This is a genomic window from Flavihumibacter stibioxidans (genome assembly GCF_014332695.1).
Classification (GTDB): Bacteria; Bacteroidota; Bacteroidia; order Chitinophagales; family Chitinophagaceae; genus Flavihumibacter; species Flavihumibacter stibioxidans.
Genome location: NZ_MBUA01000029.1, coordinates 256,310 through 282,209, shown reverse-complemented (window position 1 = coordinate 282,209; position 25,900 = coordinate 256,310). Strand labels below are relative to the sequence as shown.

Here is a 25,900-nt window from a genome sequence, read left to right as displayed (position 1 = left end):
TAAGATTAATTATTTCAGGATATATACTCCTCCGGGAACTGTTGAAAACCGCACTACCCGGGCTTCGACACGGCCATTTGTGGGTCCAACCGACTGATATTTCACAGGTTTTCCCCCGGAATCAGTGAGTGTTTGACCCGCTGGAAGCAGCAGATTGCAATATTCGCCTGCATGCGATTGAATGCTTGCACGATCCAGCTTTCCGTTTTTCCATTCCATGGCCACCTCAAATCCGCCGCGGGCGCGTAATCCGGTGATACTTCCCTGCTTCCAGTCGGCATGATTTGGCAATGCCGGTAATAACCGGATCACCTCATCCTGCCCGTGACTTTGTAATAACATCTCCGCGAGGCCGGCCGTTCCGCCGAAATTGCCATCGATCTGGAAGGGCGGATGCGCGCAGAAAAGATTGGCATAACTGCCGCCACCACCCCGCATATTCATACCTGTTCCGCCGGAAACCGGCTTAAGCAGGTCCCGGACAAGCTGAAAAGCATGATCACCATCCCCCAGCCTTGCCCAGAAATTTATCTTCCAGGCCTTGCTCCATCCTGTTCCATCATCCCCGCGCTGCTCCAGTGTTTTCCTCGCCGCCGCCGCCAGCTCCGGTGTTTGCCAGGGCGTGATCTCATCATAAGGATGCAGTCCGTACAGGTGCGATATGTGCCGGTGACGGGGTTCATTGTCCTTCCAGTCATGCAGCCATTCGTTCAGGTCGCCCGCTGCCCCGATCTGGTTGGGCGCCAGCCGCGGAATGAGTTCCTTCAGTTCTGCCTGCCACGCGGCATCCGTTCCCAGTATCGCGGCAGCCTCCGCACAGGCATTGAAAATCTCCCTGCAGATCTGCTGGTCCATGGCCGGACCCATCACGGTTGAACCCCGGAATCCAACAGGCATTATATAGGCGTGCTCGGGCGAATTGGAGGGCGCCGTTACCAGCCATTTGTGAGTTGGTTCTTCAATGAGTATGCCCTGCAGGAATTTTGCGGCTCCCTTCATAACAGGATAGTATGAACGAAGAAACGCCGTATCGCGGGTAAACCGGAAATGCTCCCGGATATGTTCGCATAACCACGCTCCTCCGGTTAGGGTGGAGCCCCAATCCGCGCCTTCACCCGGAGATGTATAACGCCACGGATTGCTGATCACATGGGCCACCCAGCCTTCGGTATTGTAATAAGCTTTAGCGGTCCTTTCCCCATTCTCCACCAGGTCGCGGGTAAAACGATGCAGTGGTTCGGCAAGCTCTCCCAGGCCGGTAAGTTCCGCAGGCCAGTAATTCATCTGTATATTGATATTGAGGTGGTAATCACCGTTCCAGGGTGTCTGGTATTCGGTTGCCCACAGTCCCTGCAGGTTGGCCGGTAACAAACCAGGGCGGGAGGAAGAGATAAGCAGGTAGCGCCCGAAATTATAATAGAGCACAGGCAACAGAGGATCCGACAGACCTTTTGCATATCGGATGAGCCGCTGGTTGGTGTTCAGCCCCCTACTGGATGTCCGCTGCAACATCGATGTCCGCCCGGCATCAGCAATTGAATTCCCAACAACTGGTTGACCGTGAGAGATGGATTTCCTGCTTACCGCTGTCTGGGCGGGCATTTGCCAGCGGCTACGGTTGAACCAGGATTGATAGGCACTGGTACTTTTCGCGGCTGCCGTTTTATAATCAATGCGGGCTGTTTTGCGAAGATGGGTATCGGCCAGGGTCACCGGATCATCTCCACTGAGCAAGCCGGTGGCATGGTCAAAATTGGTGGCAGCGGAGATCTTCACCCATACTTCAGTGGCATGCTCAACAATCAGTTCGTTGCCATCAGTAAACAATCTGCCATCCCTCAAAACCGGCTCCGCAATGGTCGCAAAACGCATTCCCGCATCCCTGCCTGATGGCAGTTGCCCTTCCATTACCAGCCTGCCATCTATCACAGAAGTGCCGGCATTTTCCTGGCGCGATAAGCTGAGATTGAATTGCATCCCGCCTTTTTTATTGCTGCTGATCTTTACCCAGATAATGTCGTTGACAAAATCTGCAAATATTTCCTCGCGTATCAGCTGGCCATTTCGGTTGAATTGCATGGCGGCGACGGCAGTCTCAAGATCTAACTGTCTTGTGTAACCGCTTATCTTGCCGGCGCCGTCTTTCCATGTAATGAACAGATCACCCAATGCCTGGTAACAGCCGTATTTTTCTTTGGCGCCGCTTCCATAACCAGAGCCGGCACCTTTGGATACAAAATGTTTCTGCAGCAGGTCCTGGGCTTCCTTGTTTTTCCCCGCAAGCAGGAACTCCTGGATGGGCTTAAGATACAGGAACGCGCTGTCCCGGTCTGCCTCCTGTGGCCCGCCCGACCAGAGCGAGATCTCATTCAACGCAATTCTTTCCCTGCCTGTATTGCCATAGAGCATGGCACCAAGCCGGCCATTACCAAGCGGAAGGCTTTCGGTAAATGTCAATGCGGCAGTGTCAAACCTGATGGTAAGATCATCCCTTTGAGCATAAACATCGGGTGAACAATAAGCTGCCAGCAGCACCAGGAAAAAGCGGAAAGTATGTTTCATGTTTTGCCAATCGTTACGGAATGTAATTTAAGAACTGAAGTGGGTGGACCCTGCTATTAAAATACCGCATTCAGGTTCTTTCTTAACATTTTCATTTCAGTCTGATGATTTAAAAAGTTATATTCGTTACACATGAGTTATTTCTTCTCAAATTTCAAGGACTTTAATACGCTGACCCCGGCCCGATAATAAACGGCCCGGGGTAATACCTGCTTTTCCGGGTATTCATACAACACAGTCCCGGATCTGTTTACACGTATTAAACTGCTCTGCCATGCAATCGGAAATAACTGTAGGTGCCGCCCTGGGCATTATCCTGATTTTACTGCTGTTCTATAGGCCCGTAGCGATCAAACAACACAACAGCAAGCGGTTGAAACAATTCAGGACCCTGCTCAGCGAACAAAACATTTCAGCAGACCTCTACGACTATTTCAACAACAGGATAGTTGCGCTGGATTACAGCCAGGCCAAAATTGTTTTCATTGAGTTCACACTGTCGTCCTGGAAATACCGTCAGGTGTCCATTAACGAGTTGAAAAAATGCCTGGTTGAAAAAATTGTTTCAGAAGGAGATGATATCAGCACAATTGTACTTGACTGTTACCTGAATGACCAGTCGGTCCTCCGGTTAACATTCTATAATGCCCGCACAGACAGCATGTATGATGCCCGGTCCTTACTCCGGAAAGCGGAATACTGGCAAAGAAAAATCAATCAGCTACAGGAGATCGACAGACCCCGCAGGCAGGGAATTGTATAACCGGAACTGTTGGGTCTGGCATTGTATCCGGTTATTTGATTTATACCCTGGGAATATCCATAAACCGGATGTAGCGGTATATGGCAGAATCCTTAAAGCCAATTATTGTAACGCCACTAATGCAGCTTTTGCCTCCTCCACCATTTTATCAGCAGGTGTGTGTTCAAGTTTTGCAATCTCAAATGCCCCCAGTATCTGTTGCAGTGAGGATAGTTTTTTGCTGTCACCTTCGTTTATCCATTGCTGTTGCAGTATACGGATCTTCTCATAGTCCTGTATGCCTTCAATTAGTTTCTCCATTCTGATTGAACTTAAGGGGCCCGGATACACCTGGTAGGTATCCCCCGCAGGCCATGCGGTAAAACGGCTGTCATTCAGCGGATCAGCAGGCCAGCTGTTATAGGCCCACCGCAGGTATCCGGTAAAGCCCTTTGCCATGGCATACCAGCCGATCCAGGTATGCTCAGCCGGCGGTGAAAAGGTAAAGCCGTTGGGATACTTCTCCACACAACAGGTGTAAAAGGTACTGGGCTTTCCGGCAGCCTTTCGTTCCTGCAACACTGCAGGATCAAACTGCCAGCGGGAAGCCACACAATAATCAAATATATCCTGCTGGATTTCGGGATGATAATCACCAGCCAGCGCAATTCTCCATGCCGGATCAATCCCCTTCAGCATGGAAATAGCAGTTTGCATATCCTTCATCGGCCGCTCATCCATTGCAATGCTGGTCATCTGAAACCAGCCTTTGGACTTGAGATGGGCAGTAAAATCCTTTAACATCGGAACCCAGCTTTCACGGTAAAGATCAGACCCCATGGTTGTCTGGAAAGAGCTGTCCTTTCCCAGTTGTTCATCCCGGTAGGTAACCATCATTTTCCACGGAATCATGGAGTAACAGTTAATGCGCTTATTGATTCCGCAACTCATCACAAACTCAACATACTCATCAAAGCGGCTAAAATCAAAATGCCAGTTGCCATCCCTTTTCTTCGTCCACTGAACAAGCGAAGGAAAATCATCATATGCCTGGTGACCCCATGGTTCATGAACAATGCTGGTGGTAATATTTTTTTGCCCCGCCGAAGCCAGCAATTCATAATATGGTCGCATTAACCGGTAATGTTCCTCACTCCATAATGCCACCTTGTGTACCCTTGCAATCGCAGCAGGATGCTGCCATAAATCCAGGCTGAATACCCAATCCGCGGGCGGGGGAAGGGTACGGTTGGCCACTTCCAGGCTATAGCTGAGCCGGATTTGTTTACCCGCATTGACAGTGATAGTTCCGGAATAAGTGCCAGGTGCCGCATCAGCAGGCACTTTTACAGTCAGCCACACCGACTGCTGCTGTCCTTTTTTCAGGTTGGCCGGCGGAAGATTATCTATAATATCAGCTACTAGGGAAGAATCAAAATCCTGCGGTTTACGATAGCCGCATCCGGAAACAAATGCGTCCGTTTTGACATAACGCAGGTAACCTACTGAAATATTCGCTGGTGAAATAGTGGTCCCGTTTCCCGATACCAGGGCACTGGTCCTCACCGTGGGCGCAGAGAGATTTTTATCTGCCGTGAGGAGGATCTGCGCATTTAATTTTTCACCCCGCCACGCATGCTGCTGCAGTTTTTGCTTCGGCAACACCGTAATGTTGCTGTCCTTTACCAGCCGGATATTGCTGCTGATGAAGCCGGTCTGGGCAATGAGCATATTAAAGGGGAGCAAAAGCAGGAACGACAGTGCTTGTTTCATGAATGGCAATTTGTTATGGCATTAATACCACCTACAAATTATTAACATGCATTGAATAATTGCTGATCAATATGTTATTTGACGCAATCGATTGATTACAGGAGTGAAAAAAGCGGCCCGGGGAATGGCGCCGCTTTTAATTTTTATTGCAGAATAAATGCTTATTGCTCCAGTTTGATCTCGCCTACGTCGGTGGTCTGACCATCTGCAACGCTTACATTTTCCTTCACCTGGTTTTTATAGGGGGCTTTTGCCTCGATGACCAGCCTGTAATCACCCGCTTTCAGGCCGGAGATTTCAAAAACTCCTTCTGAAACAGGTGCTTTCAGGGTATCAGTCTGTGAATAGGCCCATGCCTGGACAGCGCCATCTGCCGGGTTCACTGTCCCTTTTATAGAGCCACTATCAATGCCCTTAAAGGCAAATAATCCTGCTGTCATCACACCCAGTGCCAGGGCAGTAAATTTCATCTTTTTCATACACTTGTTTTAAATCGGATAAATGAATTGTTATCTGGGACTGTATTCCAAGCATTGTGCCGTTTGGTCTTATAGAATTGTTAATGGAAAAACGGAGGGATTTTTATGCCGGTTATTGTCATTAAATACGGTGGAAAAATTTATTCCTGAGCTTTGTTTTTATGCGAGTATATCACAATTTATATTTTGATTTTACTCGCTTTATTTTTAATTTCATTTCATGATCAGGCGCAAATCAACTCTGGATTTTATGGCGATTTTGAAAAATTCGCCGGTTTTGGTGATTTCGGGTCCCCGAAACGCCGGAAAATCAATTTTGTCGAAATCGATCGCAAAACGATTGAAAAAGAAAACCGCCTTCCTTGATTGCAGCAAAGCCATCGACAGGAAAAAACTGGAAAACCCGGATTTGTTTTTTTCGACACGCCGGACACATTTGATCCTCCTGGATGAAATTCAATTCATGCCGCAGATTTTGCCCGCCATCAGGAAGGAATTGGATTTTTATAAAAAACCGGGGCGCTTTATCCTGGTCTCATCCCTGAACCCCGATTCGATTGCCGGGTTTTCACTGCCGCCAAAAACAAATCTCCCTGCCAAAAACGATCTGAAACCGCATCCTAAAACTTCAGGCCGCAGCAATGGAAAAATGGTTTTTCGCGACCTCGAAGGCATTGGTTTGAAAGAAGCCCTGGCAGTGAAGTTGTCCAGGAACCGGCACTGGTTTCGCGGGGGATATCCCCAGGCACTGAAATCAAAATCGGATAAAGCATTTTTACATTGGACTGATAATTTCATCCACCAGTATCTCAGCCAGGAATTGCCATTTTATTCAGACCTCAGGCTTTCTCCCGACAAAATGTTGAATTGCCTGAAAATGATCGCCTCTTTTAATGGCAATATCCTTAACCTCGAACAACTCGCAAGATCACTGGGAATCACCGGTCCCACTGCCAAAAGGTACCTCGACCAGCTCGAAAATGCCTATCTCCTGAGAAATCTCTCCCCCTGGCTGCCAAACGATAAAAAACGCCTTATCAGGTCACCTAAAATTTACCTGCGCGATTCCGGCCTGCTCCACACACTGCTGGGAATTGACAGCCATACCAATCTCTGCACCCATATGGCAGTGGGCGGAAGCTGGGAAGCATATGTAGTTAATGAAATATGTAAAGCATTGCCAACCAGAATATCAGCGCATTATTACCGAACCCAGCACGGCGCAGAGGCCGACCTTGTCCTGGTGAAAAACAACCGGCCCATTGCCTGCATTGATATCAGTTACAGTTCCGAACCAACCCCTAACAAAGGATTCCGGCAATGCATCGCAGACCTTACAACCAAAAAGAACTTCATCATTTACCCGGGAAAAACCAATCTCACCGGGTTTGATAATATCCGGATCATCAGCCTCGAATCACTGCTGGATAAATTCCTGCCGGCCCTCCTTTAACCCGCCCATTCACCATTCACCATTCACTATCTTCGCTTCATGGACAAACGCCTCTTCCTCCTCGATGCCATGGCCCTGATCTTCCGGGCCTATTATGCCCTGATCCGCAGCCCCCGGATCACCTCCCAGGGTAAAAATACCAATGCCCAGTTCGGTTTCGTCAACGCCTTGCTCGAACTGATCAATAACCGCCATCCCACCCATATGGCCGTTTGTTTCGACACCCAGGCCCCAACCGAAAGACATACCGATTTTGTCGAATACAAGGCTAACCGGCAGGAAGCGCCCGAAGACCTGCTGCTGGCTATCCCCGATATCAAACGCATCATCCGTGGATTCAATATACCGGTGGTGGAGCTGGATGGCTTCGAGGCAGATGATGTCGTAGGCACCCTCAGCAAACAGGCCGCAGCTTCGGGTTACGAGGTTTTCATGGTGACGCCTGACAAGGATTACGGACAGCTTGTTTCCGATAAGATCAAAATCTACAAACCCGGTTACCAGGGCGGCGATATCGAGATCATGGGTCCCGAAGAAGTTTGTGCCAAATGGAATATCAAATCGGTAGACCAGGTGATCGATATGCTCGGACTCATGGGCGATGCCGTTGACAATATTCCCGGTATTGCAGGCGTCGGGGAAAAAACCGCGGCCAAACTGCTGGCAGAATATGGCACCCTGGAAAACGTCCTGGCCAATGCCGAAAATATTAAAGGCGCCCTGGGCGAAAAAGTCCGCAACGGTAAAGAATCCGCCACCGTGTCAAAGAAACTGGCCACCATTATTACCACAGTGCCGGTGGAATTCCACGAAGAAGACTTCCGCCTGAAAGACTGGAATAAAGAAGCGCTGAAAGAAGTATTCACCGAACTCGAATTCCGTACCGTTGCCAAACGCATCCTGGGGGAAGAAATTCCTGTGACTTCCAACCAGGCGCCACAGGGCGTGCAGCGGGACCTGTTCGGTAATCCTGTTGCCGGACAAAGCAACAGGGCATCGGGAAACGCAAATGGGAACAATGGGTTGGGAATGGAGGACGGAACTGATAATGGACCTGCCAACGGAAACGGCCTGTCGGGTAATGCCGATGAACTGGCTGCCGACATGGGCCTCACGGTAGAAAAAAACATTCACAATACACCCCACCACTATGAACTGGTTGAGGGCGAAGACGCCATCGCTGCCCTGGTAAAAAGATTAACCGCTGCCGGTGAGATCTGCTTCGATACCGAAACCACCAATATCGACGCCAACGATGCCGAACTGGTGGGACTCTCCTTTTCACTTCAGCCACATGAGGGATTCTATGTTCCCTGTCCGGCTGACCAGGCAGCTACCAAAAAGATCCTCACCCATTTTATGCCATTGTTCGCCGATAAGACAAAAACCTGGGTGGGACAAAACATCAAGTACGACCTGCTGGTATTGAAATGGTATGGCGTTGAACTGGCAGGCAACCTGTTTGACACCATGCTGGCGCACTATGTGATCGATCCCGAAGGCAAGCGGAGTATGGATTTGCTAAGCTCAAAGTACCTTGGTTACGAACCCGTTCACATCGAAGAACTGATCGGCAAGAAAGGCAAAAACCAGGGCAATATGCGCGATGTGGAAGTGGAAAAAGTTAAGGAATATGCCGCTGAAGATGCCGATATCACCCTGCAGCTCAAACAAAAATTCGTTCCTCTGATGAAGGAACTGAATGTGACGGCAGTTTTTGATAAAGTGGAAAACCCGCTGGTAAAAGTCCTCACCGATATGGAGTTCGAAGGCGTGAAAGTGGATATGGACTTCCTCCGGGAATATTCCAAAGAACTGGAACGTGAAGCCAAAACTGCTGAGGAGCGGGTTTATTCGCAGGCAGGTGTGCGGTTCAACCTGGCATCCCCCAAACAACTGGGTGAAGTGTTGTTTGAAAAACTGAAACTGGACCCCAAGGCCAAAAAAACCAAGACCGGTCAATACGCCACTGGTGAAGATGTACTGACAAAACTGGCCATGCAGAACCCGATCGTGGATGATATTCTCGCTTTCCGTGAACTGACCAAACTTAAATCCACCTATGTGGATGCACTACCGGCAATCATTAACCGAAAAACCGGTCGCGTGCACACCTCCTATGCGCAGGCAGTGGCGGTGACAGGTCGATTGTCAAGCAACAACCCGAACCTGCAGAACATCCCGGTTCGAACCGAACGCGGCCGTGAGATCCGAAAGGCTTTCATCCCGCGGGATGCCAATCATATCCTTTTGTCTGCCGACTATTCCCAGATCGAACTCCGCATCGTGGCGGCAATCAGTGGAGATCCCAATATGTGCGAGGCTTTCCGGCTGGGTAAGGATATCCATACGGCAACCGCCGCAAAAGTGTATGGCATCGATGAGGCGGAAGTGACCAAAGACATGCGTCGCAAGGCCAAGAGCGTGAACTTCGGCATTATCTATGGTCAGGGCGCATTCGGACTGGCCGATAACCTGGGTATCAGCCGAACGGAGGCCAAAACCATCATCGACAATTATAAAAAAGAGTTCAGCGGAATCTCCCGGTATATGGACGAGACCGTGAACTTCGCAAAGGAAAACGGCTATGTACAAACGCTGATGGGACGCAAACGCTGGCTGCGCGATATCAATTCCTCGAATTTTACTGTCCGCGGATTTGCTGAGCGAAACGCCATCAATTCTCCGATCCAGGGAACAGCGGCTGACATGATCAAGCTCGCCATGACCGCCATGCATGAAGCCATTCGCCGGGAAAAGCTGAAGAGCAAAATGATTCTCCAGGTGCACGATGAATTGTTATTCGATGCACTGAAAGAAGAGGCGGACATCCTGAAACCCCTTATTGTTGAGTGTATGCAGAATGCCCTGCCCCTCCCCAATGAGGTTCCGGTCATCGCCGAGGTCGGCCAGGGCGGCAACTGGCTCGAAGCGCACTAGCCTTTCGTACTTTTACTACCCGTCGGGTGCCACCCGACGGGTGGCACCCGACGGGTGATCGGGAGGCCGCCACCTGACCCGCCGGTTTTTCATTGGATTAGTTAAAGATTTGAGAGGATCGGCCGCCTCCGGCCGAAAAAATCTCATTAAGCCCTTATTTTGCACAATGACCCCTACGATTTATTACTGTTACGACGCCTATTGCGGCTGGTGTTATGGATTCAGTCCCGTTATCAAAAACATCCACGAACTATACTCCGACCGCATCGCCTTTGAAGTGCTTTCCGGCGGTATGATATTACCTGATCACCCCCGCCATATCGGGGTGATGGCTGAATATATCCGGGATGGCTACAAGGCGGTGGAAGACCTCACAGGCATCCGCTTCGGGGAAGACTATCTCTGGCATATATTCCATCCCGAAGACAGCGACTGGTATCCGAATTCCGAGAAGCCGGCCATCGCGCTCTGCATAGCCAAGGAATATTTCCCCGACCGGCAGGTGGAATTTGCAGCCGACCTCCAATATGCCCTGCACTATGAAGGACGAGATCTCACCGATAATGAAGCCTATCGGCATCTCATTGAGAAATATAATTTTAATGAGAAGGATTTTTATGAAAGACTGGGCAGCGAGGAATACCGCGAAAAAGCTTACTATGAATTCCAGCTCTGCAAACAGTTGCAGGTCACAGGATACCCTGCCGTGCTGATCCAGGTGAGCGATTCGAAATTTTTCCTGCTTGCCAGGGGATATACTGATCAGTCTTCACTGGTTCAGCGCATCGAAGCCGTACTGGCTGACCTGAATAAAAACTAAGCACCATGATCATTACCATCACCCCCAACCCGGCGGTGGATAAAAGCACATCCACCGAACAACTGGTCCCCGAAAAGAAATTACGCTGTACCGAAATGGTGGTAGAGGCCGGCGGTGGTGGTATCAATGTAAGTAAGGCCCTGACCCGACTAGGCGCGCCGAATATGGCCATCATCACCAGTGGCGGCATCAATGGCCAACAACTGGAAGCCTGCCTGAAACAGGAAAACATTCTATACAACGCTGTGTCCGTCAGCGGCGAAACCCGCGAAAACATGGTGGTGCTGGAAACCAATAGCAACAACCAGTTCCGGTTTGTTTTACCCGGCCCCACATTAGACGGCACAGATGCAGATAAGATCCTGTCCGCACTGGCTGGTCTTCCGGACAAACCCAAACTCATCGTTGGAAGCGGCAGCCTCCCCCCTGGATTCAATACGGATTTTTATGCCCGGATAGCGGCTTACGCCAATGCCAATGGCATTCCCTGCCTGATCGACTGCTCAGGTGAGCCTTTGTTAAAAGCCGCTGAAACCGGGGTTTTCCTGCTCAAGCCCAACCTCCACGAACTCAGCCAGCTAACCGGAAAAGAAAAACTGGAAACCGGGGAAGTGCTGGATGCCGCCCGCCAATTACTCCAATCAGGCCGCTGCCAGATGGTGGTGGTTTCCCTCGGAGCCCAGGGCGCACTGCTGGTTACGCGTGATCAACACCTACAGGTGTCTGCGCCTACAGTTAAAAAACAGAGTACCGTTGGCGCCGGCGACAGCATGGTGGCCGGTATGGCTTACCAGATCTGGAAAAATGCCTCCCCCGAAGATATGGTCCGTTATGGCGTCGCCTGCGGAACCGCCGCCACCATGAACCCGGGCACCCAGCTTTTCCAGGTCGCCGATGTGAATCGCCTCTACCAGTGGCTGCAACAATAGTCCCTTCACCCGTCGGGTGCCACCCGACGGGTGAAGGCTCTACAGTGGCGTCTGACGTTTGTGTCCGGTGAATTCAGTAATCCTAAACGTCAGACGCCATTCCCCGGCCGCCTAACCACAAATCATTTCACCCTACGGTAATAATAATCAACCCGCGTGGCCGCATCCTTTTCCCCGCCGTCAATCCAGGCATGGAGAGAATCAGTGCCGCTGAATTCATACACAATCCTTTTAGGGAAATCATGGGTCGGATTGGCGAAAACAAACCGTTTCCTGCCCGCTTCCACCAGGAAAAACGCTACCGGCAACGGCTCCCTGGGATCAGAACCCGTGACCGCATATACAACCTGCTGCTGCTTCCTGGCCAGGTTCACCCGCTCCCGCACAATGGTATCACCACCCGCCACCCGGTACTCCCGCCCCCTCAGATTGTCGTCATTGCCAATGACCCATTCCTCATATCCCGGACCGGCAGATGTCTGGCGTACCCAGGTGCCAAGAAGCGCTTTTAACCGGTTAAAATCTTTTTTATCTTGGTAGAGCTGCCCGCCCACAGCCAATTCCCCAGGCCATTCCGGCACATATTCACGGTTACCTATAACCGAAAGATCCCATCCCGCCCAAAATAAAGGAGCGAAGAAAATTATAATCAGGCAGGTTTTCATATCAGGCATTAAGCATGTCTTGCAGATTGATGTCCTTATTCCTCAGGTCAATACCGCCCTCCAACAGGCTTTTGAGGTTGGTGAGATAGAATGTCCAACCGGTTTTACATCCCACATGATACTGCATCTTCGACAGTTCGTCCAGCGGAATCTCCCCCTGCTCCAACTCCACAATCTGTTCATCACCGGCCAGTAAAATCCGCACCGTACAGGTTCCCGCTTTACCAAAACGAAACCGGAACAGGTCGCGACCATTGGCTTCCATTATCTCGCCGAATTCAAATGTTTCATCGGGATAACCATGCCACAGGAACTTATAACTGGTACCCTTAACCGCAAAAATATCCGGCTCCAGTAACCTGCCACCTGCATCAGTATATTCACATGTCCGAAGAAACCACCACTCCATTCCCGAACTGGTTGCCCAGGCTTCGTATATCCTCGACCGTGGGGCCCGGATATTGATCCGCACCACGAACCGCGACCAGTCATTTTTTGTACTCATCAGGCAAGGTTTATTCCTTAAGATACGAATTACCGGGGACCTAAACCGGCACAGAATGCAGCCCAACCCGGTTCCCTTCCGTATCAATGAGAACGGCCATAAAACCGATTTCGGGACTCACTTCTGTTTTCGGTACCCTCTCCATATCCACGATCCTTTCATAAAACTGCTGCGCACGGTCAATATCAGTGGTCGGAATCCCGAACCAGCTGATCGGATGTTGATTTGCGACCCCCTTACCTCCACAGCCCGATTATAGCTCCCATCAAAGTCAGCGCCACCACACTATATCCCCCGTTGATCAGGATATGCCGCCAGCTTTTCAGCTCAAACAGGCTGTGAATCGCAATGGCACAGAAGGTCCAGATGCCGGCCAGGAAACCCGCTGTGGCACCCCAGCCCAGATCCGTTTTCATCTGTGGTGAATCCACCAGGAACATTCCCAGGTTGGCCGCCATCAACAGCGAAAAAATCGCCGTAAAGCCAAAGATCTTACCCTTGTTCCCCTTTTTGATGTCCTCTTCGTTCAGGCCGCTGTCCTTCATCCAGGCATTGCCGAACAATCCGGGCGAGTACCAGATGCCGCCCACTACAAAAGCGGAAATACCCGCCACAAAAACCGCCAGCCAGTTAATGGTTGAGATATCCATATGATTGTTTTGTATCCTAAACTATTGTCTAAATTCATACCGGCCAATTGAAAGCCACCGAAACCAGATTGCATGGGATTGAAAGCCCTTATATCACCGACGAAGCCCGACACGGTACCCGGACAAATCAATGATATCGGTTTCCGGGTGATCCTGATACCGTTCTGCGGCATCGCCATCCCACTGCTGACCCGCATGGTTCCCCACCAGGAACTCAGCCACCTGCAGATCAAATTCAGTTATCTCTATACCATCGGCATCGCATTCATCGTATGGCAGGGAAACCGTTACCTGCTATTTACACTGCGGTCTTATTTCAACTGGTTCAACCACCCCATGCGCAAGATCGGCGCCCTGCTGCTGGTCATCCCTTTTTACACCATCCCCATCAGCGTTTTATTACTGACGGGATGGTATCACCTGTTCCTGGATGGCCTGGTGAACTGGAACACCCTGCTCAATACCACCCTCATCATCCTGATAGCCGTGATCTTCATCGTGCACGTGTATGAAACAGTATTCCTGGTGAAGGAATCCGAATCAGAAATGTTGCGGAACAGCCAACTGGAAAAGGCCCGCGCCGAATCAGCCCTCGAGGCACTGAAAAACCAGATCGACCCGCATTTCATTTTCAACTCGCTTAATACCCTGAGCCACCTGATCGAATCTTCCCCCTCAAAAGCCAGGCAGTTTAATGATACACTGGCCGATGTGTACCGGTATATCCTTCTGAACAAAGGACGCGACCTGGTATTGCTGAGCGAAGAGATGGCTTTCCTCGAAAATTACTTTTCACTGCTGAAGATACGCTTCGGCGACAGCCTCTTCCTGCAGAACGAAGTACCGGAATCCGCGCCGGACAAGTGGTTGCTGCCACCCATCTCGCTGCAGCTGCTGATGGAAAACGCCGTCAAACACAATGAGTTTTCCCGCGTATATCCATTGACGATAGTGCTGCGTATAGAAGGCGAAAAACTGGTCATGACCAATGAGGTTGGCGAGATAAGAACTGACCGGGTTTCAAACGGGCTGGGACTGGCGAACCTCGCCGAACGTTACCGCCTGATCAGCTCGAAGAATATTGATATCATTGCTACAGAGAGAGAATTTACGGTGCGGTTGCCACTGCTGCCCCTGGCCTGAAAAGATCCGGTATCGCTCTGCTTACCAGCGATGCCGGGGCAGGTTACCGTTCAGTGCGCAAAGCCTGAAAGGCCGGAGCTCAAACCAGTACCGGCACAAAACAACCGGCACATTATTGACAATACAATATGAAAATACTGATCATAGAGGATGAACAACCTGCCGTGGCCAGATTGACCGCCATGCTGGAACAAACGGCCATACCGGTGGAGCTGGTGGCCAGCCTGGGAAGTGTGGTGGAGGCCGTAAGCTGGCTTCGCGAAAACCCGCACCCCGACCTGCTGTTGATGGATATCGAACTCAGCGACGGACAGTCCTTCCGCATCTTTGAACAGGTAAAAATCAATTGCCCGGTGATCTTCTGTACCGCTTATGACGAATACTGGCAGGAAGCTTTTGAACACAACAGCATTGACTACCTGCTCAAGCCCATCCGCCCCGAAAAGCTTGAAGCCGCCCTCTCTAAATATGAACACCTCAAACAGCATTTTTCAGGCGCTGTGGAGCAACTGCAGTTATGGCGCCAACAGCCCGCCGGCTATAAGAAGAGATGGCTGATCAAACGCGGCACAGACTATATTTCGATCAAAACATCCGAGATCGCCTGGTGTTATGCCGCCCATAAAATGACCTGCCTGGTGGACCGGAACGGACAGCGATACCTGCTCGACAAATCGCTGGCTGACCTGGAAAAAGGACTGGATCCCGCCCATTTTTACCGCCTGAACCGCAAATATATTACCAGCATCAACGCAATAAAAAAGCTGAAATCGGTCGGAAAGGGCCGGATACAGGTGGAATTAGTCCCGGAAGCGCCAGAAGAAGTGATCGTGAGCAGCGAACAGGCGGCCGGTTTTAAGGAATGGATGGATGCCTGAAATTTTGTTTTATCTTGCACCTCCTTTACAATTTAGCAGATATGGAATACAACAGAATTATTGCCGTGACCGGGTTGCCCGGTTTGTTTGAATTGGTGGCCAGTAAAACAGATGGCGCGATCGTTCGCTCCCTGGATGACCAGTCTACCAAATTCGTTTCCTCCCGCGTGCACAATTTCTCTCACCTTGAGAGCATAGAAATATATACCCAGCGCGACAACGTTAACCTCGTGGACATTTTCCAGGCCATGGAAAAAAACAGCGAGTCACTTCCGGATGTAAAGAATGCAGCCTCGATCAAGGGTTATTTCGAAAAGGTTTATCCGGATATGGACTTCAGCCGCGTGTACACCAGCGACATGAAGAAGATGGTGAAATGGTTCGAGGTGCTGAAAAAGAACAGCGTGGCCATCAAACTCACTGAGTACGCTGAAGAACCCGTTGAAGAAGCTGCTGTAGTGGAAGAGGCAGTGGCTGCGGCACCGGTCGAGGAAGAAAAACCAAAGGCAGCGAAGAAAAAAGCTGCTCCTAAAAAGGAAGCCGGCGAAGAACCAGCAACCGAAGAGGAAGCCAGGCCAAAGAAGACGGCGAAGAAGAAGAAGACGGAAGAATAAGAAATCTACAGTATGAACGCCACCGCACATATCCATCCTCCCCGCCGGCAGTTCCTGCCCGCAGATTTTACCATTACAACCTGGGATGCGCTGGAACCTTATTTCAGGGACCTTCTTGAGAGGCCCCTTATGTCCGGTGTTGAACTGGAAAAATGGCTGAAAGACAGCAGTGAGCTGGAAGCCGTGGTGAGTGAAGATGCCAGCTGGCGCCAGATCCGCATGACCTGTGATACGGAAAACAAAGAGCTGGAAGAAGCTTTCACCTATTTCGTCATGGAGATCCAGCCTAAGATCCAGCCATACGCCGACCTGCTGAACCGTAAACTGATCGAGAATCCATACACCATGGAACTGGACCACGACCAGTATTTCACCTATCTCCGCAGCGTAAAAAAATCAATTGACCTGTACCGGGAGGAAAACATTCCCCTGCAGGCCGATCTGAGTGTGATGGCCCAGCAATATGGGGTGATTTCCGGCAAGATGACGGTGACGGTGGATGAGAAGCAATACACCCTCCAGCAGGCAAGTAAATTCCTGGAGAACCCTGACCGCAGCAAAAGGGAAGAGGTTTACCGGAAGATCCAGGAACGTCGTTACCAGGACCGTGACCAACTGAACGAACTCTATTCCAGACTGATTGAAAAGCGCCACCAGGTAGCCCTGAATGCAGGGTTCGCCAATTACCGCGATTATAAATTCGCGGAGATGGGTCGTTTTGATTATACCAAAGAAGATTGTTTCGCCTTTCACGAAGCCGTGAAACAACATGTGGTGCCTCTTGTTGCCGCCATATATGAAAAGAAAAGGTCAAAACTGGAACTGGACACCCTGCGTCCCTGGGACACGGAAGCCCAGCCGGCAGGTGTTAAACCACTGCGCCCATTCAGTTCCGGCGAAGAACTGCTGGAAAAATCGATTGAATGTTTCCGTGAGCTGAGGCCATTCTTTGCAGAGTGCCTTCTGACCATGAAAAAAATGGGCCGCCTGGACCTTGAAAGCCGCATGGGTAAGGCTCCCGGCGGGTATAATTGCCCCCTTGCCGAAACCGGTGCCCCCTTTATCTTCATGAATGCTGCCGGCCAGATGCACGATGTAACCACCATGGTTCACGAAGGCGGTCATGCGATCCACTCCTTCCTCGCACATCCGCTCGAACTGACTGCATTCAAGGAATACCCGATGGAGGTGGCGGAAGTGGCAAGTATGAGTATGGAACTGTTCAGCATGGATTACTGGCACAGTTTTTTCAAGGATAAGGAAGAGCTGAAGCGCGCAAAAGAACACCAGCTGGAAAGGGTGATCACCATATTCCCTTGGATCGCGATCATTGATAAGTTCCAGCATTGGGTGTACGAAAACCCGAATCACACTGCTGAAGAGAGGGCTGCAAAATGGGTGGCCATCAACGACGAATTTTCTACCGGCGTGCTGGACCTTAGCGGCCTGGAGGAATTCCGTAAATATGGCTGGCAGCGCCAGTTGCATCTTTTTGAAGTGCCTTTTTACTATATCGAATACGGTATCGCCCAGTTAGGTGCTATAGGAATGTGGATGCAGTACAAGGAAGACAGGGAGAAAGCGCTGGACAATTATATGCATGCCCTTTCCTTAGGCGGAACCCGCACGCTGCCGGAACTTTATAAGACAGCTGGCATCAGCTTTGACCTCGGACCTAATCGTGTTAAAACATTGATGCAGTTTGTGAAAGAAGAGATGAACAAACTAGAAAATTAGGCAGAAAAATACCCACATTAGGGTATATGGAAAATTTGCCGTTAATGATTTATAACAATATATTTGTACAGGAAAACACTTAGAAGATTTAGATCTTCTTTAAAATAGCTACTAATCAGAGCCTTAACCAAAAGTCCCGGTGTGTCTACATCGGGGCTTTATTTTTTGTACGGGGAAAGGCGTCTGACACGGGGTTTTGGCGTGAAAGGCGTCTGACGTTTGAGATTGTCGAATTCAGTAATCCTAAACGTCAGACGCCTTCCCCCCCGACGCCTTCCCCCCAAACGTCAGACGCCTTTTCCCGCCGCACACACCTTACACCTGCCGCTCACCACCATTTCCACCTGCCTCATTTCATAGCCATTCGGCAATTTGATCAAAGGAACAGTTACTTCATCCATGCAAACGGTGTTGCCGCAATTATCACAAACAAAATGCACATGATTATCGTGGTGATGCCCTTCTGCGCAATCATCTTTACAAAGCGCATACAGGACACTGTTATCTGCAGTAGGGATGCTGTGAATGATACCTTTGTTCAGAAAAACCTGCAGCGTTCGGTAAACGGTAACCCTGTCGAACTTTTCACCGGTGCGCTTTTCAATATCGCCATGGGCCAGGGCCCCGTTCTGTGCAAGAAAAAGTTCCAGGATCTTAACCCGGCTGCCCGTTATACTCAACAGGTTTTTCTTAAGTATATTCTGAATGGTTTCCTGCATGTATACTACTGGGGATTATTATTGAATAAACCATTGGTGAACCTCGGGCCGCTGCTTTCTTTTTCCGCAAGCAAAGCCGGGATGTCTTCAATCAACTGCGTCACTTCTTCCTTTTTCAGTCCATCATAAATTCTCCTGACACGACCCGCTTTATCTACCAGCGCAAAAAACTGGGTATGAATAAACTGGTCCTCAATTTTTTCATTGTTGTTCTTGGGGTCATCCAGCAGGTAACTAACCCTGGCAGCATAATAGAGGCTGTCCTTACGACCTGTCAGGAAATGCCAGTTGCTCCCGTTCACACCCAGCGAATCAGCATAAAATTTCATCCTGCCTACCGAATCCGTTACCGGATCTACGGAATGTGACAGGATCATGAACCCGGCTTCATTTTTATACCTGTCGAACACCTCTTTCATATTGGTGTTCATTTTGGGACAGATGCCCGTACAAGTCGTAAAAAAATACTCGGCCACATAAACCTTTCCCTCCACCTGCCGCTCGGTAAACTCCTGCCCGTTCTGGTCCAGGAACTTAAATGGCTGTACATGACTCAGGACAGGCATCTTCACCTCGCCAAATCCGGGTATCACTTTGGTCATTGCGAAAACAAAACCGGCAAACAAGAGGCCAAAAAAGCCCGCTAAAAACAATGTTCTCTTACTCATGATCTGCAAATTTACAGGCGAATCCACTCAAATGGTACAGTCGTTTTACACAGGCCCTGTTTCACCAACCACTCCGGGGCAGGCTGTAGCCCTGGTTTTAACAGCCCTTCAGGGCAGACTATCCCAGGTTTAAGAAGAAATATTTTGCAACAAAGTTGCATCTTCCTATTTTTGCCGTCCATTATGTCATTCAAAATTAATTGGGACGCCCTCGGAATCGCCGCATCTGTGGCCTGCGCCATCCACTGTGCCGTATTGCCGCTAATTATGAGCAGCCTGCCCATATTTGGCATGAACATCATTGATAATGAAGCATTTGAATACTTCATGATACTGGTTGCTTTCGGCATTGGGGCGAATTCCCTCTATCATGGGTACAAGCTGCACCACCACAGGGCAGAGCCTTATATTTTCTTTACCACAGGCATCCTGCTCTTACTGGCCAAACAGGTCTGGCATCAATACCAGCTTGTTTTCCTGGCACCGGCGGTTCTGGCCATTGTGTACGCCCATTTCCGCAATTATCACCTCTGCAGGAAGGCCGATCACTGCCATGCAGCCGACTGTAATCACTAATCGGATGAGGTCCGTCACTAAGTTTTCCGGATTTCACAAACTTTGCCAGCCAGCAATTGTTATTTTTGCATGTAAATCAGTTGCACATGATTAAAACCGGTAATCCAGTTATCAGTATCTATACAGAAATGACTCCCAATCCCGAGACAATGAAATTTGTTGCCAACAAATTATTGTACCCGGGCAGAAGCATTGACCTTCCCGATATGGATAGTGCCAAACCCTCACCCCTGGCGGTCGAGTTGTTTGGTTTTCCTTTTATCAAAAGTGTTTTCATTGCCAGCAATTTCGTTACCCTTACAAAAACCAGCGAAACCGAATGGAATGATGTCATTCCCTCCATCCGCCAGTTTCTGAAGGACTACCTGGAAGAAGGAAAGCCCGTGGTTAACGAAGAAGAAGTTGCCAGCCTCAAACCCCAGGGCAGCAATGAAGTGAGCGCAGATGACGATGATGTGGTGAAGCGCATCAAGGAACTGCTCGAGAACTATGTAAAGCCTGCTGTTGAAATGGACGGTGGCGCCATCCAGTTCAAAAGCTACCAGGATGGTGTGGTTAACCTGATGATGCAGGGTTCCTGCTCCGGTTGCCCCTCCAGCATGATCACACTCAAGGCCGGTATCGAAGGCATGATGAAGCGCATGATCCCTGAAGTGAAGGAAGTTGTTGCCGAAGCGGAATGACAGGGTGAAGGGTGAAGGGTGAAGGGTCAATGGTGAATGATTTCACCTTTTGTAACAATATATAATAAGTAGGCTGTCCGAAAGGACGGCCTTTTCATTTATTGGGGTTTATCATTCTCTTTTGTAACTTACCCGGTAAATACATTGACCCATTAACCATTGACCATTCACCGTTCACCAGTTTTCCCCCTTTCCGAATCGGCCATTACCATCGAATATGGTAACGAGATCTCGGTTAAACGGCACCGTGAGCTGATGGCCCTCATGCAGGCCATCTCGCAACATACTTTTCCCGGTTTCAGGGATGTATCCATCGCCTTTAACAGCCTCACTGTTTTCTTTGACCCCTGGGAGGTTTACCAGCATACCCAATCATCGCCCCTTGAATTTGTCACCACCTGGCTCCAAAATCTGGCCTCAATCATTACCAGCACTTCGATTGTTTCCGGAAAAGAGCACCTGATCCCGGTTTGCTACGATCCGTCCTATGGCCCGGATCTCGCAACCCTCGCAGCCTACCAGGGCCTCGATACGGAAGAAGTGATCAGGCTGCATACCAGCCAGGTTTACTATGTTTTTATGGTGGGGTTCAGTCCGGGTTTCCCCTACCTGGGAATATTGCCCGATGCACTGGACACCCCCCGAAAAGCCAGTCCCGCCCTCAGCGTGCCGGCCGGCTCAGTCGGCATAGCAGGCAAACAGACCGGCATCTATCCGTTCAATACCCCGGGTGGCTGGAACATCATTGGCCGCACCCCCATGAAACTATTCAACATCGGGGATACCAATCCCTGTCTCCTCAAAGCCGGAGATACCGTTCGGTTTACCAGGATCGACCGGCAGACTTTTTTATACCTGAATCAATATGAGGATTCTTAAAACAGGCATCGCCTCCATACAGGACCTGGGCCGTGAAGGCTACCGCAATATGGGCATCGTCCGGGGTGGGGTCATGGATCCTCTTGCCGCCCAGCTTGGAAATATGCTGGTAGCAAATACCGACCAGGCCGCAGTCGCAGAGGTTGCCGCAGGATTGTTCTCCGTCAGTTTTAACAAGACCCAGCTGATCGCAATAACGGGGTCCGGTTACCGGGCGACCCTGAACGAACAGGCCCTTCCCTTCTGGCAGCCGGCACTCGCGGAAGCAGGTGACACATTGCAGATCATTCCGGAAAAAGGCGGGATGGCTTATCTGTCTGTTCATGGCGGGTTTCGAATTGCACCGGTGCTTGGCAGCCGCAGCACCAACCTGGTGGCGGGTTTCGGCGGACTCCATGGCAGGCTTCTCCAACAGGGCGATGAACTTCCCCTCGCCATCATGCCGGAACCAGTTGCCGAAAAAATCATCCGGTTCCTGTCCACAAAAGAAAATGTTAACCGGCGCCGGCTGGCACCCTCCGCCATACCCGATTACTCCAGGCAATCCATCCGTTTTGTGCCGGGACATGAATACGGGAGTTTTACCACAGATAGCAGAAGGGCTGTGGAGGCAGAAGCGTTTGAACTGACCACCATTGCCAACCGTATGGGTTACCGCCTCAAAGGACAGCCGCTTTACCTGGACATGCAGCGGGAGCTGATTTCCACTGCAGTGGTTCCCGGTACCATGCAGGTGAGTCCCGATGGACAGGTGCTGGTCCTCATGGCCGATGCGCAAACAGCCGGCGGCTACCCCCGCATCGGCCAGGTCATCGCGGCAGATCTACCCCTGCTGGCACAGAAAACCGCGGGAAGCCAGATCCGTTTTACTGCCATCAACCTTGCTGATGCTGAAAATACCTGGCTGGCCCGTGAAAGCCAGTTGCGATCTTTGATCAAAGACTACAACCTGCATTTTTCATGAGATCCCTTGCTATCGATATCAATTGCGACCTGGGTGAAGGCACCGGCCATGAGGCGGCCATCCTGCCTTTGATCAGCTCGGTAAATATTGCCTGCGGCTTCCATGCCGGCAATGCCCACACCATGCAGGAAACCGCCCGGCTCGCGAAAAAATTCGGGGTGGCAGTTGGCGCACATCCTTCCTGGGAAGACCGCGAACATTTTGGCCGCCGCACCATGCAGGTTCCTCCCGGCGAATGTTATGCCCTCATCCTCTACCAGATCGGCGCCTTATATGCCATCTGTAAAGCGGAAGATATTCAGTTGACCCATGTTAAGCCGCATGGCGCGCTCTATAACCAGGCTGCCACCGACCCCGACCTGGCAAAAGCCATTGCCGCCGCAGTGAAAGATTTTGATCCTGCCCTGGTTTTATATGGTATGGCCGGCAGCCTGCTGGTCGAAGCCGGTAAAAGAATCGGGCTCCCAACCGCTTCCGAAGGATTCGCTGACCGCACCTATACCCGGGACGGTCTGCTGACACCCCGTACCATGCACAATGCAATGATCACAGAAACCAAACAGGCGGTGCAACAGGCAATTCGTATGATCGAAGAACAAACGGTGACCAGCGCTGACGGACTGACCATCCCGCTGCCGGTGGATACCATCTGCATTCACGGCGACGGTGCCCATGCGCCCGAATTCGCCCGGGCACTGTCAGAGGCCTTAACCGAAAATAATATCCGGGTCAGGCCGCCGCACGGACCCGCCCGCAACAACCCTATGAATACCTCCCACCCATGAACAAAAACCGGTCTTCGGCCTTCTGGGGCGCCGCTTTTCTGATGGCCACCTCAGCCATCGGCCCGGGTTTTCTCACCCAAACCACGGTCTTTACCCAACAACTTGCAGCCAGTTTCGGTTTTGTGATTGCTGTTTCCATCCTGCTCGATATTGGCGTGCAACTGAATATCTGGCGAATCATCAATGTAAGCAACAAACCCGCCCAACAGATCGCGGGTGAGCTCCTGCCCGGGCTCGGGGGGCTGCTGTCTGCATTGATCGTGCTCGGGGGGCTGGCATTCAACATCGGGAATATCGCAGGCGCAGGCATGGGTCTGGAAGTGATAACGGGAATGGATACCCGTTATGGAGCGCTCCTCAGCGCAATACTGGTGGTGTTCCTTATTTTCAGGAAAGACGCCACCGCCGCCATCGACCGCTCAGTGAAATGGCTGGGAGTACTCATGATTCTACTCACCTGTTATGTAGCCTTCGTTTCAAAACCACCGGTACTTACGGCACTCTACCGCACCGTATGGCCGGAAAAAATTGATTACCTCTCCATCCTTACCATCGTGGGCGGAACCGTGGGCGGATACATCAGCTTCGCAGGGGCCCACAGACTGCTCGAAGCAGGATTGCCGGAAGAAAATAAAATTAAACTGGTGAGCCGTGCCGCAGTGAGGGGCATACTAACGGCATCCACTATGCGCATCATACTTTTCCTCGCCGCGCTGGGAATTGTGTCGAAGGGAATAATTCCCGATGCCGCCAATCCGGCGGCCGATGTGTTCCGCCAGGCGGCCGGGGAAACAGGTTTTCGTTTGTTCGGCATTGTTATGTGGAGTGCGGCGATTACCTCCGTCATCGGATCGGCTTACACTTCCATCTCCTTTCTGCGTTCCTATCACCCATGGCTCCTGAAAAACCAGGCCTGGGTGGTTACCGCATTCGTTACCCTCTCCACCATTATTTTCCTGCTGGTGGGAAGACCGGTGCAATTGCTTGTCTGGGCCGGACTCATCAACGGACTCGTGCTGCCTGTATCGCTTTTTATCCTGTTAATAGCCATATACAGGCAACCGCCAAATGGCTACCAACACCCGAAGTGGCTGGGCCTCTCCGGAGCGTTGATAGCATTGGTGCTGGCATTTATGGCACTGCAGGTAATATTGCAGTGATGGATTCAACGTGGTTATGCGAGAACAGCTTCCGAGCTGATGGCGGCATTCAGCAGTTTGGAAATGGGGCAGTTCTGCTCAGCATTTTTCACACACTCTTCAAACTTCTCCTTGCTGATGCCGGGTACAACACCGGTTACCACCAGGTGTGATTTGGATACCACACCGTTCTCAAACGTAATGGAACAACTGGTTTCAAGCGAAGTGGGCGTAAATCCCGCTTCACCCAGTACAAAACTCAGTTTCATGGTGAAACAACCCGAATGGGCAGCTGCTACCAGTTCTTCGGGGTTGGTTCCGATTCCGTTTTCAAAACGGGAGCTGAATGAATACTGGGTCTGGTTCAGTACACCACTCTGCGTGGAGAGATGACCGTTACCTTCTTTTCCGGAGCCGTTCCAGACGGCTGATGCAGTGCGAATCATAATATAAGTATTAATGGTTTGATGAATATTCCCAATTCACGCCTCTGTCGCGAAGGTATTGCAGTACAAATTCAAAACAACGGGCATCTTTTCCCACCAGTTCCGGCGGAAAGACCCCTTTATCACTGAATAGGCCCTGGGCCATCAGTTCCAGCGCTGCCGTACAGGTATAACCGGTAGTGCGCGACATGGAAGATGTTTTTGTGGCCTGGTCGTAACGGTCCAGCATATTGTATTCCACCCTCACCTGCTTGCCATCATGCTCACCTTCCACCAACACCCGCATCACAGTAAACTCTTCTTCTTCCGGGCCCAGTTTCCACTGGCGGAACAGGATCTTCGAGGAAAAATCCAACGGGCGCATACTCACGCCATTGATATCTATCGGCGTTTCGTCAAAAAAACCTCCCTGCTGCAGTGCGAGAATCAGGTCCACATGGCCGGGGTAGCGCAGGGTTTGTTCTTTCAGGTTGGGGATATGAGGCATCGTGAACAGGATGCTGCGTAATCCGTCGGTATTGAATGCCTCGAGGGTTCCGATCCCGTCAAAATCCATGAAATGACTCTCCGTCAGGGCAGGCTTCACCACAATATGACCGTTTTCTTTCAGGCGGGCCGGCCGGGTATATTCCTCAATCACATCCACCGGGGAGAAGGGCGCCTTGTATTCGAATGGTTTGCGCCTGACCTTGGGCAAGCCGCCCACATAACACTCAAAACCTTCCACTTTCATGGTTTCATTGTAGCGCCCAAGGATGAAATTACTCATTCCGGGTGCCACGCCCACATCGGTGATGACGGTCACATTTTTCTTTTTGGCCAGCCCGTCGAGTTGCAGGGCGTCTTCTGGAAAAAAGGAAATATCCGCCACGTTTTTTCCGGTCTCTATAACTGCTTCCAGTGTACGATAGCCCATAAAACCAGGAACAGCGGTTATCACCATGTCAAACGGTGCCAGCCACCCGCCATACTGACTGTAATCTCCCAGGTCGGCAACCCGGGTTTGGATGGACGGATTTTTCTCCCGCAGCAGTTTCAGGGGCGCTTCCTGCAGGTCAAATGCAGTCACCTCGTGGCGCGATGCCAGGTCAAGGGCCATGGTCCTTCCCACCATGCCTGAACCTAATACAGCAATTTTCATGGAAACAATT

26 protein-coding genes are annotated in these 25,900 nt (G+C 50.7%); 16 read left to right on the top strand and 10 right to left on the bottom strand.

All coding sequences use genetic code 11. The annotated features are described in order from the left end of the window. Window positions 1-9 precede the first annotated feature (9 nt). Entirely contained in the window at window positions 10-2,562 is a 2,553-nt protein-coding gene (locus BC349_RS18105) for a glycoside hydrolase family 95 protein (protein ID WP_187258192.1), read from the bottom strand. A 274-nt stretch (window positions 2,563-2,836) separates the two neighbouring features. On the opposite strand from BC349_RS18105, the gene BC349_RS18100 reads away from it, so the two are divergent. Further along, window positions 2,837-3,325 (top strand): hypothetical protein, encoded by a 489-nt coding sequence (locus tag BC349_RS18100; protein ID WP_187258191.1) that lies wholly within the window; start codon window positions 2,837-2,839, stop codon window positions 3,323-3,325. A 102-nt stretch (window positions 3,326-3,427) separates the two neighbouring features. On the opposite strand, the gene BC349_RS18095 is transcribed toward BC349_RS18100, so the two are convergent. Both BC349_RS18095 and BC349_RS18090 read right to left on the bottom strand, forming a co-directional pair. Then, window positions 3,428-5,077, bottom strand: coding sequence for a DUF4091 domain-containing protein (locus BC349_RS18095; protein ID WP_187258190.1), 1,650 nt, complete (start codon window positions 5,075-5,077; stop codon window positions 3,428-3,430). Between the two features lie 161 nt (window positions 5,078-5,238). Further along, window positions 5,239-5,556: a carboxypeptidase-like regulatory domain-containing protein gene (locus BC349_RS18090; RefSeq protein ID WP_187258189.1), complete on the bottom strand. Its 318-nt coding sequence runs from the start codon at window positions 5,554-5,556 to the stop codon at window positions 5,239-5,241. 186 nt (window positions 5,557-5,742) lie between these two features. On the opposite strand from BC349_RS18090, the gene BC349_RS20060 reads away from it, so the two are divergent. From BC349_RS20060 to BC349_RS18070, 5 genes are all read left to right on the top strand, one after another. Then, window positions 5,743-5,922: a hypothetical protein gene (locus BC349_RS20060; protein WP_246457052.1), complete on the top strand. Its 180-nt coding sequence runs from the start codon at window positions 5,743-5,745 to the stop codon at window positions 5,920-5,922. Then, window positions 5,837-7,009: an ATP-binding protein gene (locus tag BC349_RS18085; protein ID WP_343063791.1), complete on the top strand. Its 1,173-nt coding sequence runs from the start codon at window positions 5,837-5,839 to the stop codon at window positions 7,007-7,009. Before BC349_RS20060 ends, BC349_RS18085 begins: the two co-directional genes overlap by 86 nt. 39 nt (window positions 7,010-7,048) lie before the next feature. Beyond that, on the top strand, window positions 7,049-9,949 hold the full coding sequence (gene polA / locus BC349_RS18080; protein WP_187258187.1) for a DNA polymerase I: 2,901 nt from the start codon (window positions 7,049-7,051) through the stop codon (window positions 9,947-9,949). A 166-nt stretch (window positions 9,950-10,115) separates the two neighbouring features. After that, entirely contained in the window at window positions 10,116-10,769 is a 654-nt protein-coding gene (locus BC349_RS18075) for a DsbA family protein (RefSeq protein ID WP_187258186.1), read from the top strand. A gap of 5 nt (window positions 10,770-10,774) precedes the next feature. Then, window positions 10,775-11,698 (top strand): 1-phosphofructokinase family hexose kinase, encoded by a 924-nt coding sequence (locus BC349_RS18070; RefSeq protein WP_187258185.1) that lies wholly within the window; start codon window positions 10,775-10,777, stop codon window positions 11,696-11,698. A gap of 122 nt (window positions 11,699-11,820) precedes the next feature. Here the strand turns inward: BC349_RS18070 and BC349_RS18065 are convergent, their stop codons facing one another. From BC349_RS18065 to BC349_RS18055, 3 genes are all read right to left on the bottom strand, one after another. Continuing rightward, the gene (locus BC349_RS18065; RefSeq protein WP_187258184.1) at window positions 11,821-12,363 is read right to left on the bottom strand and encodes a DUF6265 family protein; all 543 of its coding nucleotides are present in this window, start codon (window positions 12,361-12,363) and stop codon (window positions 11,821-11,823) included. Between the two features lies 1 nt (window position 12,364). Then, window positions 12,365-12,868, bottom strand: a complete 504-nt coding sequence (locus BC349_RS18060) for an SRPBCC family protein (RefSeq protein ID WP_187258183.1) — start codon at window positions 12,866-12,868, stop codon at window positions 12,365-12,367. Between the two features lie 236 nt (window positions 12,869-13,104). Beyond that, window positions 13,105-13,518: a DUF1761 domain-containing protein gene (locus BC349_RS18055; protein ID WP_187258182.1), complete on the bottom strand. Its 414-nt coding sequence runs from the start codon at window positions 13,516-13,518 to the stop codon at window positions 13,105-13,107. Between the two features lie 72 nt (window positions 13,519-13,590). Between BC349_RS18055 and BC349_RS18050 the strand changes: the two genes are divergently transcribed. The 4 genes from BC349_RS18050 (at window position 13,591) to BC349_RS18035 (ending at window position 17,890) form a co-directional block, all read left to right on the top strand. After that, entirely contained in the window at window positions 13,591-14,661 is a 1,071-nt protein-coding gene (locus tag BC349_RS18050; protein ID WP_246457048.1) for a sensor histidine kinase, read from the top strand. 128 nt (window positions 14,662-14,789) lie between these two features. Further along, window positions 14,790-15,539: a LytR/AlgR family response regulator transcription factor gene (locus BC349_RS18045; RefSeq protein WP_187258181.1), complete on the top strand. Its 750-nt coding sequence runs from the start codon at window positions 14,790-14,792 to the stop codon at window positions 15,537-15,539. Window positions 15,540-15,580: 41 nt separating this feature from the next. Continuing rightward, on the top strand, window positions 15,581-16,153 hold the full coding sequence (locus BC349_RS18040; protein WP_187258180.1) for a DUF5606 family protein: 573 nt from the start codon (window positions 15,581-15,583) through the stop codon (window positions 16,151-16,153). A 12-nt stretch (window positions 16,154-16,165) separates the two neighbouring features. After that, a complete protein-coding gene (locus tag BC349_RS18035; protein ID WP_187258179.1) occupies window positions 16,166-17,890 on the top strand; it encodes a M3 family oligoendopeptidase in 1,725 nt (574 codons plus the stop codon). 287 nt (window positions 17,891-18,177) lie between these two features. Here BC349_RS18035 and BC349_RS18030 read toward each other — a convergent pair whose 3' ends face one another. Both BC349_RS18030 and BC349_RS18025 read right to left on the bottom strand, forming a co-directional pair. Continuing rightward, a complete protein-coding gene (locus BC349_RS18030) occupies window positions 18,178-18,609 on the bottom strand; it encodes a Fur family transcriptional regulator (protein ID WP_187258178.1) in 432 nt (143 codons plus the stop codon). A 5-nt stretch (window positions 18,610-18,614) separates the two neighbouring features. Then, complete coding sequence (locus BC349_RS18025) at window positions 18,615-19,277, bottom strand: SCO family protein (protein WP_187258177.1); 663 nt, start codon at window positions 19,275-19,277, stop codon at window positions 18,615-18,617. A 183-nt stretch (window positions 19,278-19,460) separates the two neighbouring features. Here BC349_RS18025 and BC349_RS18020 point away from each other — a divergent pair, with 183 nt between their 5' ends. From BC349_RS18020 to BC349_RS17995, 6 genes are all read left to right on the top strand, one after another. Further along, window positions 19,461-19,853 (top strand): MerC domain-containing protein, encoded by a 393-nt coding sequence (locus BC349_RS18020; RefSeq protein ID WP_187258176.1) that lies wholly within the window; start codon window positions 19,461-19,463, stop codon window positions 19,851-19,853. An 86-nt stretch (window positions 19,854-19,939) separates the two neighbouring features. After that, on the top strand, window positions 19,940-20,536 hold the full coding sequence (locus tag BC349_RS18015; protein WP_187258175.1) for a NifU family protein: 597 nt from the start codon (window positions 19,940-19,942) through the stop codon (window positions 20,534-20,536). A 159-nt stretch (window positions 20,537-20,695) separates the two neighbouring features. Next, the gene (gene pxpB, locus BC349_RS18010) at window positions 20,696-21,415 is read left to right on the top strand and encodes a 5-oxoprolinase subunit PxpB (protein WP_187258174.1); all 720 of its coding nucleotides are present in this window, start codon (window positions 20,696-20,698) and stop codon (window positions 21,413-21,415) included. Continuing rightward, complete coding sequence (locus tag BC349_RS18005; protein WP_187258173.1) at window positions 21,402-22,379, top strand: 5-oxoprolinase subunit C family protein; 978 nt, start codon at window positions 21,402-21,404, stop codon at window positions 22,377-22,379. The genes pxpB and BC349_RS18005 overlap by 14 nt, the downstream gene beginning before the upstream one ends. Further along, window positions 22,376-23,164 carry a 5-oxoprolinase subunit PxpA gene (locus BC349_RS18000; RefSeq protein ID WP_187258172.1) on the top strand — a complete coding sequence of 263 codons (789 nt, stop codon included), beginning with the start codon at window positions 22,376-22,378 and terminating at the stop codon, window positions 23,162-23,164. Before BC349_RS18005 ends, BC349_RS18000 begins: the two co-directional genes overlap by 4 nt. Further along, a complete protein-coding gene (locus BC349_RS17995; protein ID WP_187258171.1) occupies window positions 23,161-24,324 on the top strand; it encodes an NRAMP family divalent metal transporter in 1,164 nt (387 codons plus the stop codon). Before BC349_RS18000 ends, BC349_RS17995 begins: the two co-directional genes overlap by 4 nt. A 14-nt stretch (window positions 24,325-24,338) precedes the next feature. Here BC349_RS17995 and BC349_RS17990 read toward each other — a convergent pair whose 3' ends face one another. Beyond that, entirely contained in the window at window positions 24,339-24,749 is a 411-nt protein-coding gene (locus BC349_RS17990) for an OsmC family protein (RefSeq protein WP_187258170.1), read from the bottom strand. A gap of 10 nt (window positions 24,750-24,759) precedes the next feature. Next, the gene (locus tag BC349_RS17985) at window positions 24,760-25,890 is read right to left on the bottom strand and encodes a saccharopine dehydrogenase family protein (protein WP_187258169.1); all 1,131 of its coding nucleotides are present in this window, start codon (window positions 25,888-25,890) and stop codon (window positions 24,760-24,762) included. Window positions 25,891-25,900: the final 10 nt, after the last annotated feature.